The 14,973-nt window shown below is 70.4% G+C and carries 17 protein-coding genes; 7 read left to right on the forward strand and 10 right to left on the reverse strand.

What is annotated here, in order from left to right; genetic code table 11:
* Positions 1 to 12: 12 nt before the first annotated feature.
* Both EDD27_RS51555 and EDD27_RS51560 read right to left on the reverse strand, forming a co-directional pair.
* Positions 13 to 639 (reverse strand): LysE family translocator, encoded by a 627-nt coding sequence (locus tag EDD27_RS51555; RefSeq protein ID WP_127939997.1) that lies wholly within the window; start codon positions 637 to 639, stop codon positions 13 to 15.
* A 22-nt stretch (positions 640 to 661) separates the two neighbouring features.
* A complete protein-coding gene (locus EDD27_RS51560) occupies positions 662 to 1,537 on the reverse strand; it encodes a LysR family transcriptional regulator (RefSeq protein ID WP_127939998.1) in 876 nt (291 codons plus the stop codon).
* A gap of 113 nt (positions 1,538 to 1,650) precedes the next feature.
* Between EDD27_RS51560 and EDD27_RS51565 the strand changes: the two genes are divergently transcribed.
* A complete protein-coding gene (locus tag EDD27_RS51565; RefSeq protein ID WP_241564707.1) occupies positions 1,651 to 2,175 on the forward strand; it encodes a cysteine dioxygenase family protein in 525 nt (174 codons plus the stop codon).
* Here the strand turns inward: EDD27_RS51565 and EDD27_RS51570 are convergent.
* On the reverse strand, positions 2,154 to 2,792 hold the full coding sequence (locus tag EDD27_RS51570; RefSeq protein ID WP_127940000.1) for an alpha/beta fold hydrolase: 639 nt from the start codon (positions 2,790 to 2,792) through the stop codon (positions 2,154 to 2,156). The genes EDD27_RS51565 and EDD27_RS51570 overlap by 22 nt on opposite strands.
* A gap of 76 nt (positions 2,793 to 2,868) precedes the next feature.
* Between EDD27_RS51570 and EDD27_RS51575 the strand changes: the two genes are divergently transcribed.
* Both EDD27_RS51575 and EDD27_RS51580 read left to right on the forward strand, forming a co-directional pair.
* Entirely contained in the window at positions 2,869 to 3,375 is a 507-nt protein-coding gene (locus EDD27_RS51575) for a pyridoxamine 5'-phosphate oxidase family protein (protein WP_127940001.1), read from the forward strand.
* Between the two features lie 288 nt (positions 3,376 to 3,663).
* Positions 3,664 to 4,203, forward strand: coding sequence for a TetR/AcrR family transcriptional regulator (locus tag EDD27_RS51580; protein ID WP_127940002.1), 540 nt, complete (start codon positions 3,664 to 3,666; stop codon positions 4,201 to 4,203).
* On the opposite strand, the gene EDD27_RS51585 is transcribed toward EDD27_RS51580, so the two are convergent.
* Positions 4,184 to 4,810: a class I SAM-dependent methyltransferase family protein gene (locus EDD27_RS51585; protein WP_127940003.1), complete on the reverse strand. Its 627-nt coding sequence runs from the start codon at positions 4,808 to 4,810 to the stop codon at positions 4,184 to 4,186. The two genes, EDD27_RS51580 and EDD27_RS51585, sit on opposite strands and share 20 nt — an antisense overlap.
* Between EDD27_RS51585 and EDD27_RS51590 the strand changes: the two genes are divergently transcribed.
* On the forward strand, positions 4,809 to 5,306 hold the full coding sequence (locus tag EDD27_RS51590) for an NUDIX domain-containing protein (RefSeq protein ID WP_241564708.1): 498 nt from the start codon (positions 4,809 to 4,811) through the stop codon (positions 5,304 to 5,306). The genes EDD27_RS51585 and EDD27_RS51590 overlap by 2 nt on opposite strands.
* Here the strand turns inward: EDD27_RS51590 and EDD27_RS51595 are convergent.
* Positions 5,303 to 6,658, reverse strand: a complete 1,356-nt coding sequence (locus EDD27_RS51595) for a dipeptidase (protein ID WP_127940004.1) — start codon at positions 6,656 to 6,658, stop codon at positions 5,303 to 5,305. The genes EDD27_RS51590 and EDD27_RS51595 overlap by 4 nt on opposite strands.
* Before the next feature lie 236 nt (positions 6,659 to 6,894).
* Between EDD27_RS51595 and EDD27_RS51600 the strand changes: the two genes are divergently transcribed.
* On the forward strand, positions 6,895 to 8,277 hold the full coding sequence (locus tag EDD27_RS51600) for an aspartate aminotransferase family protein (RefSeq protein WP_127940005.1): 1,383 nt from the start codon (positions 6,895 to 6,897) through the stop codon (positions 8,275 to 8,277).
* A 53-nt stretch (positions 8,278 to 8,330) separates the two neighbouring features.
* Positions 8,331 to 9,440, forward strand: coding sequence for an alanine dehydrogenase (ald, locus tag EDD27_RS51605; protein ID WP_127940006.1), 1,110 nt, complete (start codon positions 8,331 to 8,333; stop codon positions 9,438 to 9,440).
* On the opposite strand, the gene EDD27_RS51610 is transcribed toward ald, so the two are convergent.
* The gene (locus EDD27_RS51610; protein ID WP_127940007.1) at positions 9,437 to 9,889 is read right to left on the reverse strand and encodes a VOC family protein; all 453 of its coding nucleotides are present in this window, start codon (positions 9,887 to 9,889) and stop codon (positions 9,437 to 9,439) included. The genes ald and EDD27_RS51610 overlap by 4 nt on opposite strands.
* Entirely contained in the window at positions 9,886 to 10,203 is a 318-nt protein-coding gene (locus EDD27_RS51615) for a PadR family transcriptional regulator (protein WP_206642031.1), read from the reverse strand. The genes EDD27_RS51610 and EDD27_RS51615 overlap by 4 nt, the downstream gene beginning before the upstream one ends.
* Positions 10,204 to 10,264: 61 nt before the next feature.
* On the opposite strand from EDD27_RS51615, the gene EDD27_RS51620 reads away from it, so the two are divergent.
* Positions 10,265 to 10,633 carry a VOC family protein gene (locus EDD27_RS51620; protein WP_127940009.1) on the forward strand — a complete coding sequence of 123 codons (369 nt, stop codon included), beginning with the start codon at positions 10,265 to 10,267 and terminating at the stop codon, positions 10,631 to 10,633.
* On the opposite strand, the gene EDD27_RS51625 is transcribed toward EDD27_RS51620, so the two are convergent.
* From EDD27_RS51625 to ggt, 3 genes are all read right to left on the reverse strand, one after another.
* Positions 10,630 to 12,015, reverse strand: coding sequence for an SEL1-like repeat protein (locus EDD27_RS51625; RefSeq protein ID WP_127940010.1), 1,386 nt, complete (start codon positions 12,013 to 12,015; stop codon positions 10,630 to 10,632). The genes EDD27_RS51620 and EDD27_RS51625 overlap by 4 nt on opposite strands.
* A 60-nt stretch (positions 12,016 to 12,075) precedes the next feature.
* Positions 12,076 to 12,960, reverse strand: a complete 885-nt coding sequence (locus EDD27_RS51630; protein WP_206642032.1) for an urease accessory protein UreH domain-containing protein — start codon at positions 12,958 to 12,960, stop codon at positions 12,076 to 12,078.
* Positions 12,961 to 13,150: 190 nt separating this feature from the next.
* Positions 13,151 to 14,878, reverse strand: coding sequence for a gamma-glutamyltransferase (gene ggt, locus EDD27_RS51635; RefSeq protein ID WP_241564709.1), 1,728 nt, complete (start codon positions 14,876 to 14,878; stop codon positions 13,151 to 13,153).
* Between the last annotated feature and the right edge of the window lie 95 nt (positions 14,879 to 14,973).

Below are 14,973 nucleotides of genomic sequence, written 5' to 3' on the forward strand. Positions count from 1 at the left end.
TTTCCTGGCTTGTCAGGCCTTCTCGGTTGTGAGCCAAGCCGCCAGCCCGAGGTACACCAGCCCGCTGCCCACATCCAGCCGCCGCCGTACGCGGGCCGAACGGCGTACCCGATCAGCGAGCGCCGAGGCGAGCATGGCGTACGTGCCGTCGGAGGCCATGCCGAGCACGATCCACAGCAGGCCGAGCAGCAACATCTGCGACGCGACGGGCCCGGCGTCCGGGTACACGAACTGCGGCAGGAACGCCAGGAAGAAGATCGCCGTCTTGGGGTTGAGCACGTTCACCACGAACCCCTCCCAGAACAGCCGCTGCTTCGACTGCACGCGCAGCTCGATCGCCTGCTCGCCCTCGGACTTCCGGATCAGCTTGCGTACGCCGAGCCAGATCAGGTAGGCGACGCCGACGTACTTGACCACGGTGAACCCCGTGGCGGAGGCGGCCAGCAGCGCGCTGATGCCCAGTGCCGCAGCGGCCACGTGCACGACCGAGCCCGCGTGCACACCCAGCACGGAGATCAGGCCGGCGGCGCGGCCCTGGGAGACGCTCCGGGTGACGATGTACAGGACCGCCGGCCCGGGGACGATGAGCAGCCCCAGGGTGGCCAGGGAGAAGAAGACGAGTGTCGAGATATCCGGCATGTGGCCATCGTAGGAGGCGGCGTCAAAGGCTTTCTTTGAGCGCCATGCGCAGCGCCTCCAGCAGCGCGTCGGTGGCCGGAGGATGGGGCGGTTCGCCGTAGACGGCGGCGTACACGTGCCTGGTCGAGCCCGGCACCTCCGCCACCTCCACGTCAGGATGCTGGTGAGCGCGCAACGCCAGCCCCGGCAGCATCGTCAGCCCCAGCCCCGCCGCCACCAGCGCCTGCACGGCCACGATGTCGTCGCTGGTGAACGAGATCCGCGGCTCGAAGCCCGCCTTCTCGCAGACGTCCAGCAGGTGGCTGCGGCACCGGTCGCAGCCCGCGATCCAGGACGCCTCGGCATGCCCGGCCAGCTCCCCGTCCGTCGGTGTGCTGGACACCAGGTAACTGGGGTCGTCGAGGAGATGGATCATGGTGATGCCGCTGTCCTCGGGCGCGGTGTCGTCGTACCTGAAGACCACCGCCACGTCCACCCGCCCGGCCCGCAGCAGCCTGAGTGCCTCAGGGGGCTCGGTCTCGGTGAGGTGCAGGCGCAGCCCGGGATGGCCGGCGGCCAGCAGCGTGGCCGCCTTCGGGACGAACGTGCCGAGCGCCGAGGGGAAGGCGGCCAGCCGCACGCGGCCGGACCGCAGCCCCACGTGGGCGGCCAGCTCCTCGGCGGTGGCGTCGAGGCGGCCGATGATCTCCGCGGCCCGCTCGGCGAGCAGCCTGCCCGCCTCCGTGAGCCTGATGCCGCGCCCCGCGCGCTGGATGAGCCGGGCGCCGGTCTCCGCCTCCAGCCGGGCGAGGTGGTGGCTGACGGACGGCTGCGAGTAGTGCAGCTCCTTGGCGGCGGCGGTCAGCGAGCCCTTGCGGGCGACCGCGAGGAGGACGCGGAGACGGACGACATCCAGCATTCATCAATCATATCTATGGATCGCCTATAAGACTTCTGTTGGACCTATCGGTCGCGACGTAGGACCGTAGAAGGGGAAGGATGATCCGATTTCCCTAGGGGGATACCATGAATATGGGCGCCACTGCACTTGCCAGGCCGGGCCTCGAGCCGCTCGTGACCGGCATCTCCGACATCGTGTCCCGGCGGCTCGGGCCACGACGGACCGCGTACACCGTCGCCGACCTGCTCCGCGACCGCCTCCCCGGCCTCGACATCCTCACGCCGCTGGAGCGCGAAGGCTCGCCCGACGGGTACGTCTCCCGCCCGCTCCACGCCCAGGAGGACTTCTCCATCGTGTCCGTGGTGTGGCGCCCGGGCCAGGAGACGGTGATCCACGACCACGTGGCGTGGTGCACGTTCGGGATCATCAGCGGCATCGAGCACGAGACGCTCTACCGGGACATGGGCGACCATCTGCTGGAGATCGGCCGCGCCGACAACCGGCCGGGTGAGGTCAGCGGCTTCGCCCCGCCCGGAGACATCCACAAGGTCCTCAACACCAGCGGCGAGGTCGGGGTGTCCATCCACGTGTACGGAGCCGACGTGAGCCGCCTCGGCAGCAGCGTCCGCCGCGTCTACGACCTGCCGGTCAGGTAATCGACCAGCTCCTTGGGGCGCGCGAGCATCGGGGCGTGGCCGCTGTCGATCTCGTCCGGCGTGACGCCCAGCCGGTCGCGTACGACACCGCGCATGAACTCCGGCGTGAAGAACCGATCGTCGCGGCACAACAGGAACCTGGTCGGCACGTCCGGCCACGCCTCCAGCGGCCACGGCTCCCGCAGCGCCCTGCCCACGTGCGGGCGCCCTCTCCCGATCGCTTCCTCCGCCAGCTCCCTGGGCACGTCGTGCAGGAACACCGGGATCGGGTCGCTGATGTCCTGGTGCCCGAAGCCGGTGTTCTCCCACCAGTCGTTCGGCGGCTCGCCCGGGACCGGGATCATGGCCGTGACCAGCACCAGGAGGTCGGCAGGCAGGCGGGCGCAGACGAGCGGGCCGACGAACCCGCCCCACGAGTGCGCCACCACGACCAGCTCCCGCCGCTCCCCGACGGCGTCCACCACGGCGCCGGCATAGTCCCACAGCCCGGCGGACTCGTCCTCGATCGGCAGGTCCACCGCCACGACCTCGTGGCCGCGGCCGCGCAGCTCCTCCGCCACCAGATGCCATTCCCAGGCGGACCCGCCGCCACCGTGAATCAGCGCGAACGTCGCCATCGCTTCACCTTCCGCCGATGAGTTCCTGAGTTCCTGTAGGTCTGTCCAAACGTAGGAGCCCGGCTTAGGAGATGCCATGGAACCGACCACGAAACTGGATGCCCGTTTCAGCGATCCCACCGCCACGGCCACCCCCTGGGCGCAGGCCCGCGAACAGCTGGAACGCGCGGAGACGTACTGGCTGGCCACCGTACGCGCCGACGGCCGCCCGCACGTCACCACGCTGCTGGCCGTCTGGCAGGACGACGCGATCTACTTCTGCACCGGAGCGGAGGAGCAGAAGGCCAGAAACCTCGAGTCCAACCGCAACTGCGCGCTCACGACCGGTGCCAGCACCCTGCACGAAGGGCTCGACCTGGTGGTCGAGGGCGCCGCCGAGCGCGTCACGGACCCCGGCGCGCTCAAGAGCCTCGCCGACGCCTGGGAGTCGAAGTACGGCAGCGCGTGGCACTTCGACGTGGGGGACGGCGTGTTCACCCACCCGCAGGGCGGGGAGGCGCTGGTGTTCCAGGTGCGCCCGGTCAAGGTGCTGGGCTTCCGCAAGGGCGAATATAGCCAGACCAGCTGGCGCTTCTCGAGATAGAAAAGAAAAGTTGCGCAAATGCCCCGTGGCCGGGTTGTGAGGGCTGAGAAACGGGCTGATCGTTTGCGCTACTGAGGCGCGTACATGGACTCGATGTCGAGGAGATGGACCCGTCCATCGGCGGCCGCCTCCAGGTCGGCCGCGAAACCCTCGTGGGAGAAGATCGCGAAGGAGGCGCCGGTGGCGTCCCAGCCAAGGCCGACGAGCAGGTCGCGAATGTGCTCGAGGCGGTGCAGATCGTCGGTCGTCCGGGGCAGCCGGAGAGTTCCCCATTTAGCAAGGAGACGAATGGCGGCAACGCGCCCCCGCCGCGCGGACGCGCAGCGCAACTACGATCTGCTGCTGGCCGCAGCCGCTCAGGTCTTCGCCGAGCGCGGCACTGACGCTCCCCTCGACGAGGTGGCCCGTCGGGCCGGGGTCGGCAACGCCACCATGTACCGACATTTCCCGACCCGATCAGATCTCCTGGTGGCCGTCTACGCCGACGAGGTCATCCGGCTCTGCGCACGCGGCCAGGCACTCCTGGCCGCCGACGGCGCGGCGGAGGCCCTTCACGAGTGGCTGCGCCTGTTCATGGCGCACATCACCGCCAAACGCGACCTCGCTCTGGCCGCCATCGACGGCCAGAGCACGGACCTGGTCGCGAAGTGGCACGAGTCCATGCTCACCACCGCGTCCGCGCTGCTGGACGCGGCCAAGCAGGCGCATGCCGTTCGCGCCGACCTCGACGTACGGGACCTGCTGGCCCTCATCAAGGGCATCGCCCTGACCGCCGCGGACACGGCTCAGGCGGAACGGCTCCTCGCCCTCATCGATTGGCGAAGCTGAACATCCGCTCACCGACCGCCAGCGGCTGGGGCGGGCCGGGGAAACGATGGACGCCCACACCGAAGCCGGCCTCCGGGTCCGACACCCATTCCCGCTCGAAGCCGAGCTCTTCGAACCAACCGCAGATCACCGGGACGAGGTCGGGTGCACGGCGATGGCGGGTCCAGATCACCGTGCCGCCGCCGGCGCACAGGTGCGGGGAGAACCCGACGGCGCGCTTGATGTCGTCATCGCTGATGTTGCCGAAGATCCCGCACAACATCACGATGTCCGCCGGCGCCATGCCCTGATACTGGTCGGTGAGCGTCGCGTCGCCCGTCACCACGTCGACCTGATCCAGCCCGGCGGCCTCGGCCGCGGATCGCGCGGCCTCGGTGTTGCCCGGATCCAGCTCCACAAGACGTGCTCGCACGTCACCACGGCGTGGATGCTCGGCCAGCACGGGGAGAAGGTCACGGCCCTGCCCCGCGCATATGCTGATCACTCTCACCGGCCCGGGCGCCGCGGCGTCCAACGCTTGCCGGATACGGCTCTGGACGACCCGCAGCCGCTGGGACAGTCGTGACTCCGGGCGATCGTATTCGTCATGCCATTCCTGCCAGTCCATGACACAGACTCTAGAGAACGATCACGTCGAAGGGGGCACAGTGCTACGGCTGCTCACCCGGGTGTGGAGGTCGCTGGGCGGCCGCCTGCAGTGGCGGCTGGTGTGGCTGAAGCACGCCACGTTCATGGTCGGCGTCACCGGCGTCGTACGCGACGACGAAGGCCGGGTGCTCCTGCTCAAGCACCGGCTGTGGCCGGACGGCCGCCAATGGGGATTCCCCACCGGGTACGCGAAGCGGTCCGAGACGTTCGAGCACACCGTCGAACGGGAGGTCCTCGAAGAGACCGGCCTGACCGTGAAGACAGGCCGGCTCATCCGGCTGAAGAGCGGATTCAGCCTGCGGGTGGAGGTGGCCTACGAGGCCGTGCTGACGGGCGGCACGCTCAAGCTCGACCCGCTGGAGATCCTGGAAGCGAAGTGGTGCCGGCCCGATCAGCTGCCGGAGGGCACACAGGGCTCCCACCGGCAGCTGATCGAGCTCTGCTCACACCTCTAGATGCCCAGCGCCGAGGGAAGGCTGAGCTCCTGGAGGAACAGGGCCTCGGTCGTGGCCACCTTGCGGAGTTCCTCCAGATCCACCCGCTCGTTCGGCGCGTGGATCGCCGCGTCCTCATCCTCCGCACCGAACAACAGGATCTCCGCCGCGGGGAACTGCTTCAGCAGCGTGTTCACCAGCGGGATCGAGCCGCCCGCGCCGACGTCGCGCGGCGGCCGGCCGAAGGCCCGCTCCATCGCCCGGTTCAGGGCCGAACGGGCCTTGCCGCCCGAGTCCGCCTGGAAGCCCGAGCCCACCGTGAAGTCGCCGAACGACACCTGCACACCCCACGGCGCGACCTGACGCAGGAACTCCACCACCGCGTTCACGGTCGTCTTCGGGTCTCCGGCCGGGGGCACGCGCACCGTGACGCGGGCACGCGAGACCGGCTGCACGGCGTTCACGGCGCCGGACACCGTCGGCACGTCGAGGCCGGTGACGGTGATCGCGTAGGAGGACCAGAGCCGGTCCGCCAGCGACCCCGAGCCCACCAGCGACACACCGTCGAGGACGCCCGCCGTCTTCCTGAACTCCTCCTCCGACGGCCCGTGCCCGAGGAAGGATCCGCGCGGCAGCCCGGGCACGCGGATGTCGCCGTTGTCGTCGTGCAGTGCGGTCAGCATGCGCATCAGGGCGGCCAGCGCGTCGGGAGCGGCGCCGCCGAAGGAGCCGCTGTGCACGGCCTCCTTCAAGCTGCGGACCTCGATGGTGAAGGCCGCCATGCCGCGCAGCGACGTGGTGACGGCCGGGTCGCCGACGCGCGGGTTGCCGGTGTCGGCCACCACGATGGCGTCGGCCCGCAGCAGGTCGGGATTGCGCTCGACGAACGCCTCCAGGCGCTCGCCCGCGTACTCCTCCTGGCCCTCAATGATGACCTTGATGCCCACGGGGAAACGGCCCTGGAAAGCACGCAGGGCAGTGATGTGGGAAATGATGCCCGACTTGTCGTCCGCGCAGCCCCGGCCGTACAGGCGGCCGTCGATCAGGGTCGGCTCGAAGGGCGGCGTGCGCCAGGAAGCCGGGTCGCCCGCGGGCTGCACGTCGTAGTGCGCGTACAGCAGGACCGTCGGCGTGCCGGGCGGCGCGGGGGCCTCGCCGTAGATCGCGGGAAAACTGCCCTCGACGGCCACCTGCTGAACGTGCGGCAGGCCGACGGAACGCAGCAGCTCTTCCGTCACCGCGGCGGCGGCGAACACCGGCTCTTCCGGGTGCCCGGGGAAGGCCACGGAGGGGATGGCGGCCAGTCGCTTGAGCTCCTCGATGGCCTGGGGCATCGAGGCGGCGACGGCGCTCTCAATCTGGTCAGGAGTCAACGGACGGTCCCCCGGTCAACAAAATCTGGACAGTTTGCCTCTCATTGGATCACACAAGCCCCATGGATGCGGGGACACGCGCGACCTGCCGGCCCAATCTACATGCGGATTTCGTTGCTGTTACATAGTGGTTCTGCGGATCCCGACTTTCATGCACAATGCCGCGACCGATTCGCTTGGCAAATTCGAAGTGAACATGCAGACTGTGGGGAGTTCACTGACGAGGGAAGATAGCCATGACGCAGCCGGAACACGACGTCCTGAAGGCCGCGCAAGATCACCTGTGGTTGCACTTCACCAGACACAGCGCGTACGAGCAGTCCGAGATCCCGACCATCGTGCGGGGTGAAGGTGCGTACGTCTACGACATCCACGGCAAGCGTTACCTCGACGGCCTGGCCGGTCTGTTCGTGGTCCAGGTCGGCCACGGACGCCAGGAGTTGGCCGATGCCGCCGCCAAGCAGGCCCAGGAGCTGGCGTTCTTCCCGCTGTGGTCCTATGCCCACCCCAAGGCGGCCGAGCTGGCCCAGCGTCTGGCCGCGCTCGCTCCCGGCGACCTGAACCGCGTCTTCTTCACCACCGGCGGCGGCGAGGCCGTCGAGACCGCGTGGAAGCTGGCCAAGCAGTACTACAAGCTGATCGGCAAGCCGCTCAAGCACAAGGTCATCAGCCGGCAGATCGCCTACCACGGCACCCCGCAGGGCGCGTTGTCGATCACCGGCATCCCGGCGTTCAAGCAGATGTTCGAGCCTCTGGTGCCGGGGTCCGTGCGCGTTCCCAACACCAACCACTACCGGGCGGACGAGATCACCGGCGTCAAGGGCATGACGCCCGAGGAGTACGGCATCTGGGCCGCCGACCGCGTCGCCCGCGCCATCGAGATGGAGGGCCCCGACACGGTGGCCGCCGTCTTCGCCGAGCCCGTGCAGAACGCCGGCGGCTGCTTCCCGCCGCCCCCCGGCTACTGGCAGCGCCTGCGCGAGATCTGCGACGAGTACGACGTGCTGCTGGTCTCCGACGAGGTCATCTGCGCCTTCGGCCGGCTGGGCACCATGTTCGGCGGCCAGAAGTTCGACTACGTGCCGGACATCATCACCTGCGCCAAGGGCATGACCAGCGGCTACTCGCCCATCGGTGCCATGATCGCGCACGATCGGCTGTTCGAGCCGTTCAAGAGCGGCGACGAAATGTTCGCGCACGGCTACACCTTCGGCGGGCACCCCGTGTCCGCGGCCGTGGCGCTGGCCAACCTCGACATCTTCGAGCGCGAGGACCTGCTCGGGCACGTGACGAGGAACGAGCCGCTGTTCAAGCAGACCCTCGACGACCTGCGCGACCTGCCGATCGTCGGCGACGTGCGCGGCGCCGGCTACTTCTGGGGCATCGAGCTGGTCAAGGACAAGGCCACCAAGGAGACGTTCACCGCGGACGAGTCGGAGCGGCTGCTGCGCGGTTTCCTGTCGAAGGCGCTGTTCGACGCGGGGCTCTACTGCCGGGCCGACGACCGCGGCGACCCCGTCATCCAGCTCGCGCCCCCGCTCATCGCCGGTCCCGAGGAGTTCGAGGAGATCGGATCCGTCCTCCGCGGCGTGCTGACCGAGGCCTGGGCCCGGTTGTAGTACCCCCTCCATCCGGCACAACGGTGTGCCGGTTCCCGAAAGGAACCACCGCCATGAAGATCGGCGTCCCCGCCGAGGTCAAGAACCACGAGTACCGTGTCGCCGCCACGCCCGCGGGCGTTCACGAACTGGTGCGCAACGGCCATGACGTCCTCGTCCAGCAGGGCGCGGGCCTGGGCTCGCACATCACGGACGAGGAATACCTCGCGGCGGGCGCGAAGATCATCGAGAGCGCCGACGCCGTGTGGGGCGAGGCGGAGATGGTGCTCAAGGTCAAGGAGCCGATCGCCGAGGAGTACCACCGGCTGCGCGAAGGGCTGGTGTTGTTCACATACCTGCACCTGGCCGCCTCCCGCGCCTGCACGGACGCGCTGCTGACCGCCAGGACGACCGGCATCGCGTACGAGACCGTCCAGGTCGGCAACGCGCTGCCGCTGCTCGCCCCGATGTCCGAGGTCGCGGGGCGCCTGGCGCCGCAGGTGGGCGCGTACAACCTCATGCGCTTCAACGGCGGCCGCGGCATCCTGCCGGGCGGCGTGCCGGGCGTGGCGCCGGCGAAGATCGTTGTGATCGGCGGCGGCGTCTCCGGGCTGAACGCGGCGCAGATCGCCGTCGGCATGGGCGCCGAGGTCACGGTGCTCGACACCAACATCGACCGCCTGCGTTACATCGACGCCATCTACCAGGGCCGGCTCAAGACGCTGGTCTCCACCCGGTACGCGATCGAGCAGGAGGTCCTGCAGGCCGACCTGGTCATCGGCGCGGTGCTGATCCCCGGCGCGAAGGCCCCGACGCTGGTCTCCAACGACCTGGTCGCGCGGATGAAGCCGGGCTCGGTGCTCGTCGACATCGCCATCGACCAGGGCGGCTGCTTCGAGGACTCGCGCCCGACCACGCACGCCGAGCCGACGTACAAGGTGCACGAGTCGGTCTTCTACTGCGTGGCCAACATGCCCGGCTCGGTGGCCAACACCTCCACGTACGCGCTGACCAACGCGACCCTGCCGTACGCGGTCAAGCTGGCCAACCGGGGCTGGCGCGACGCGGTCAAGGCGGACACCGGCCTTGCGGGCGGCCTCAACACGCACGCAGGCCTGCTGACGAACCAGCCGGTCGCCGAGGCGCTCGGCCTGCCGTTCACGCCGGTCGCCGAGGTCGTCTAGTCCTCCTCCGAGCGGTATGTCGTGCCCCGGACGATCTCGTCGGGTGTCAGCTGCTCCCTTGCCGTCGTCACCGCCCACCGGTGGCCGAAGGGATCGCGGAGCACGCCGTACCGCTCGCCCCAGAACACCTCTCGCACCGGCTGCTCCACCTCGGCCCCGGCGTCGATCGCCCGCTCGGCCATCGCGTCGGGGTCGCCCACCTCCAGCAGGATCAGGACCGGGCTGCCGCCCAGCGTCGGCGGCGCCAGCGCGCCCAGGCCCGGCGTCTCCTCGCTCACCAGCAGTCGGCCGGCACCGAGCTGCAGCTCCACGAAGAGGATCGTCCCGTCGGACAGCGTGTTGCGGAACACCTCCACCGCGCCCAGGCCTTCGCGGTAGAAGGCGATCGCCGACTCCGCGTCGCGGACGAACAGGTGCGGGCACAGCCCCTGGGGGCGTAGCGATGTCATGCGATCAATCCTGCCTCTCTCGCCGCGCTCACCATGCGGGCCATCAGCTCGGCCTCGGCCCGCGCGGCCCGCTCGCCCTCCGGCGTCAGCTTGTAGTAGCGCCGCCTGGCGTCGTGCGGCGCGGCGGGGTCGGCGTCGTCGGACTCCTCGACCAGGCCGTCGGCCACCAGCCGGCTGATCGTCCGATAGAGCGTGCCGGGCCCCAGGCGCACGGCGCCGCCGCTGACCTCCTCGACGAACCGCATCACCGCGTAGCCGTGCCCAGCGCCGCCGGCCAGGGCGAGCAGCACGTAGAAGCCGGCGGCGGTGAGCATGATTGACACCATAGCATCGCGGTGGTTATATCCAACTCGGATACAACCATGAGGAGGAGCAATGTCGCTCGGCATCAGCCAGGTCACCATCTACGTCGAGGACCAGCAGCGGGCCGTCGACTTCTGGAGCGGCAAGGCGGGTTTCACCGTCACCAGAGACATGCCGTACGGCGAGGACCGCTGGATCGAGGTCGAACCGCCCGCCGGTGGCACCCGGCTGGTCATCATCAAGGCCGACCCCAAGTGGCCCGCGCTGGTCAAGGACATGCCCAACTACGTGTTGTTCCAGGCGGACGACATCGTCAAGACGCACGAGGAGCTCGCCGCCCGCGGCGTGGAGTTCACGCAGGCGCCGAAGCAGGAGCCGTGGGGCTGGTCGGCGGTTTTCAAGGACGACGAGGGCAACCTGTTCCACCTCGGCCAGCGTTAGCGCACGCCGAGCCGCTTCCGCAGGTCCCGGGCGGTGGCCAGGACGTGCTGGATCTCGCCGGGGCTCGGCCACGGCGCGCTGCCCGGACGTAGCAGGGTGCCGCGTACCGATGCCAGGTGCTCGATGGCGCTCAGGTGCACGCCGCTGCGCTGCACCAGCCACCCCACCACGTCGGAATGGTCGTGCAGCGGCCTGGTCACCACGTCCCAGGTGCCCAGGACCTCGGTCAAGGCCGCCACGTCCAGAGGGACGCCGTCCCTGCGGCCTGTGGCGGCGGCGGCCAGCTCGGCCCGCGCGGCCAGCTCGGGCTCGGCGGGGCCGGTCCAGGAGGGTGGCGGCGGGTCGGACAACCACTCCCGTGCCTCGCCCAGCTCGCCGGCCGCCGTCAACAGCCCGCCCAGCTCGAGTGCCGCCCCGTGGTGGCCGGCCTGCGCGGCCTGGCGGAACCAGTGCCGGCCGCCGGCCAGGTCGCCGAACTCGGCGATGAGCAGCAGGCCGTAGTTGAAGGCCGACTCGGCGTCCCCGCCGGCCGCCGCCCGGCCGAACCAGTGGCTGGCCGCCCCGCAGTCGCCCAGCTCCACGCAGACGAACCCGGCCATCCGCTGGTCCTCGATCCGGCCCGCGTTCGCGGCCTGCTCGAACCAGGCTCGTGCGGTCCTCAGGTCGCCCCTGGACAGCGCGATCCCGCCGAGCCAGGAGGCGGCGCCCGGGTGCTCGCTCTTGGCGGCCAGCCGGAAGTACGCCTCGGCGCCCTCGGGGTCGCGGCCGGCGTTCAGATAGAGGCCCATGCAGTACGCGGACTCGGCGTGGCCGGCCCTCGCGGCGTACTCCCACCAGCGCACGGTCTCCTCGTCGTCGCCCGCCGCGTAGGCCAGGAAACCGAGGTCGTGCGCCGAGGCCGGGTCGCCGTCGACCGCCGCCCGGCGATACCACTCGCGTGCCGCCCCGAGCTCGCCCGCGTCCTCGCACACCAGCGCCAGCCTGCGGGCCGCGGCCCTGGAACCGGCGAGGGCCGCGTTCTCGAACCACCTTCTGGCCGCCGCCACGTCGCCACGCTGCTCCAGCAGGAGCGTCGCCAGGTTGGTCGCGGCCTCGGCGTCGCCGGTCGCGGCGGCCGTCTCGTACCAGGTGATCGCCGCGTCCAGGCTGCCGTGTTTCTCGTGCCAGACGCCCAGGTTGAAGGCGCTGTCGACGTTGCCGCCCAGGGCGGCCCGCTCCCACCAGTGTCGGGCGGCCACCTTGTCGCCGTGCTGCGCATAGAGCTTGCCGAGCCGGTGCGCGGCCTGCGGGTCGCCGGCTTGCGCGGCGGCCAGCAACTCGGGCTCGTCTCCCACGCGGGGCGCCGGTATGGCAGGCGCCGCCACTTCTCCTTGCCAGGCCATGGCGACAGGGTGACATGTGATCGCGCGATCGCGGAGCGTAATCACCGACAAGATAAGGAACTACGAGAAGTTGATGAAGCCCGCGTACATGCCCATCCCGCAGACGTAACGCAGCGTGCCGGGCGGCTGGGGCGGCAGCCGTACGGTGGCCGGCAGCACGACGTCGCGGCCGTCGATCACCACCGTGCCGGTGCACCCGCGGTCGGCCTGCTTGAAGACGATCTCGACCGGGACGCCCGCGGGGGCGGGCACCGTGGCCGGACGGTAGCCGTCACGCGTCGCCCAGATGGTGACGGTCCGTGACACGGGACCGGTCGTCGCGGGTGGTGCGGTCTCGGGCAGCCAGCCGCCCAGTCTGAGCCCGGCGCCCACGGTCCAGAGCCCGGCGGCGATCGCCACGACCCCGGCCAGCCTGACGAGGCTGGTGCGAGAGATCCATCGCAATGCGTAGCCGAGCAGCGCGAACGCCGGGGTGGTCCCGACGACGAAGCCCGCCATGGCGGCGGCCCCCGCCAGCGGCGAGCCGCTGGAGATGGCGATCATCTCCATGCTCAGCGTGACGCCGCACGGCACGAGGATGGTGGCCGCGCCCAGCAGCGGGGCCTTGTAGCGGGAGATCTGGCCGTCGCGCGGCGCCGCGCAGTGCCGGCGCCGCATGGCTCGGACGGCGAAGACGATCACCGTGACACCGGCCGTGACCAGCAGCGCCGCCCGTGCCTCGGGCGGCAGGCTGACGACCGAGCCGAGCAGCCCCAGGAGCGCCCCGGCCAGCGTGTACGAGGCCAGCCGCCCCGCCAGGAACCACCCCACCAGAGCCGGATCACGGCCGTGCTCCCGGTCGACCAGGCCCATGAGCAGCCCGCCCTGCGCGGCGGTGCACGTCGCGGTCCCCGCCACCAGCCCCGCGGCGACCCCGCCGGCCAGCAAGGCCGCGGCTGTACTCACTGGTCGCTCAGTGGGCGAGCGCCAGGCTGTCCGGAGACCCGCTCTTCGCGGCCTCCACACCACAGTTGCACTGGCCGCAGAACCTGGCGATCGACTGCATGCGTGTCCCCACTCACTCGGAAGCCGTACACGCAACGTAACGCGATCCCCTGGACGCGGCCAGTGACAGTAGTTGCGCCCTGAGCGATGTTTACCTGGTCGGCACGACCACCATCGCGCTGCCGCCGCCTCGTCTCGTCGGCTCGGCCACGGCCTGGATGCGGCCCCCGCCCAGGAACTCCAGCGCCGTGGCGGCGCCGATCTCCGGTGTGGAGACGAAGCTGTGCCCGCGGGCCGTCAACTGGTCCTGGTACAGGCCCAGGAACGCCGGCTCGGCCTGCGTCTGCGCGGTGTTGCGCTGCGTGGCGCGCGGCGCGGCCAGCGCCTCCGGCAGCTCCATGTCGAACTCGTACCGGTTGAGGAGGATCTGCAGCACGGTCGTGATGATCGTCGAGCCGCCGGGGGAGCCGACCGCCAGCACCGGCCTGCCGTCGTCGAACACCAGCGTCGGCGCCATCGACGAGCGCGGCCGCTTGCCCGGGGCGGGCAGGTTGGGGTCGCCGGGGGCCGGGCCGAAGGTGAAGTCGGTCAGCTCGTTGTTGAGCAGCACGCCGCGGCCGGGCACGACGATGCCGTTGCCGCCGGTGGACTCGATGGTCAGGTTGTAGGCGATCACGTTGCCCCAGCGGTCGGCCACGACCAGGTGGGTGGTCTCGGGGCCCTCGTCCGCCACCGGAGTGGCGCTCCCGGTGGGCTGGGCGCAGGACTCGTACGAGCCGTCCGGGTTGCCCGGCGCGACCGGGGGCTTCATCGCCTGCTCGCCGATCAGGCACGCCCGCTCCTTGGCGAAGCCGTCGGACAGCAGCTCGGTCAGCGGGACGCCGGGAATGTCGCCGACGTACTTGCCGCGGTCGGCGAAGGCCAGCTTGGACGCCTCCAGGTACTCGTGCAGGCCGACCTCAGGCAGGGACTCCAGGATGTTGAGCGCCTCGCCGACGGTGGATCCGCCGGAGGACGGGGGCGCCATGCCGTACACGTCCATGCCCTTGTAGGAGATCTTGGTGGGTTCGCGCATGAGGGCGCGGTAGGCCCGCAGGTCCGCCAGCTCCATCAGGCCGGGTCGCACGTTGCGGGTGGTGCCCGGGGTGACCGGTGGCTGCTTGACGGTGGCCACGATGTCCTTGCCGAGCTGCCCGCCGTACAACCAGCCGGGGCCGCGCTTGGCCAGCTCCCGGTACGTGTCCGCGAGCTCAGGGTTCCTGAAGACCGAGCCGACGGGCGGCGGGGCGCCGTTCGGCAGGTACAACGCGGCCGTGGAGGTGAAGTCCTTGAAGCGGTCGGCGTTGGCGGCGGTCTGGTCGTGGAAGGTCTGGTCCACGAGGAAGCCCTTGGAGGCCACCTCGATCGCCGGCTGGAGCGCCTGCTTGAGCGAGATCGTGCCGAATCGGCGCAGGGCCAGGTCCCAGTTCGCGACCGTGCCCGGCACGCCGGCCGACAATCCGCTGGTGACGGCCTCCGCGAACGGGATGCCCTCCAACGAGGTCGAGGTCATGGCCTGCGGGGCGGTCTCGCGGCCGTCGATCGTGAAGACCTTACGCTGCCTGGCGTCGTAGTAGACCATGAAGCCGCCGCCGGCCAGCCCGGCCGAGTACGGCTCGGTGACCCCGAGCACCGCCCCGGCCGCGACCGCGGCGTCCACGGCGTTGCCGCCCTTTCTCAACACGGAGAGGGCGGCCTTGCTGGCGTCCAGGTCGACGGTGGCGACGGCGCCGCCGTACCCCTTGGCGACCGGGACCTTCTGCTGGGGCTCGGCCGCGACGGGAGACGCGGGCACGAGCGTGATGAGGACTGCTACTGCGGGAACGAGCATGCGACGCATGATCTCCACCATGTCACCAGGTACGCCCGTCGTGGTAGGGCCCCCTGCGACATGAGGGTGATGCGCTGGTCAGGGTGGTGACCTAGCGTTGAGGC

Source organism: Nonomuraea polychroma (assembly GCF_004011505.1).
GTDB lineage: Bacteria > Actinomycetota > Actinomycetes > Streptosporangiales > Streptosporangiaceae > Nonomuraea > Nonomuraea polychroma.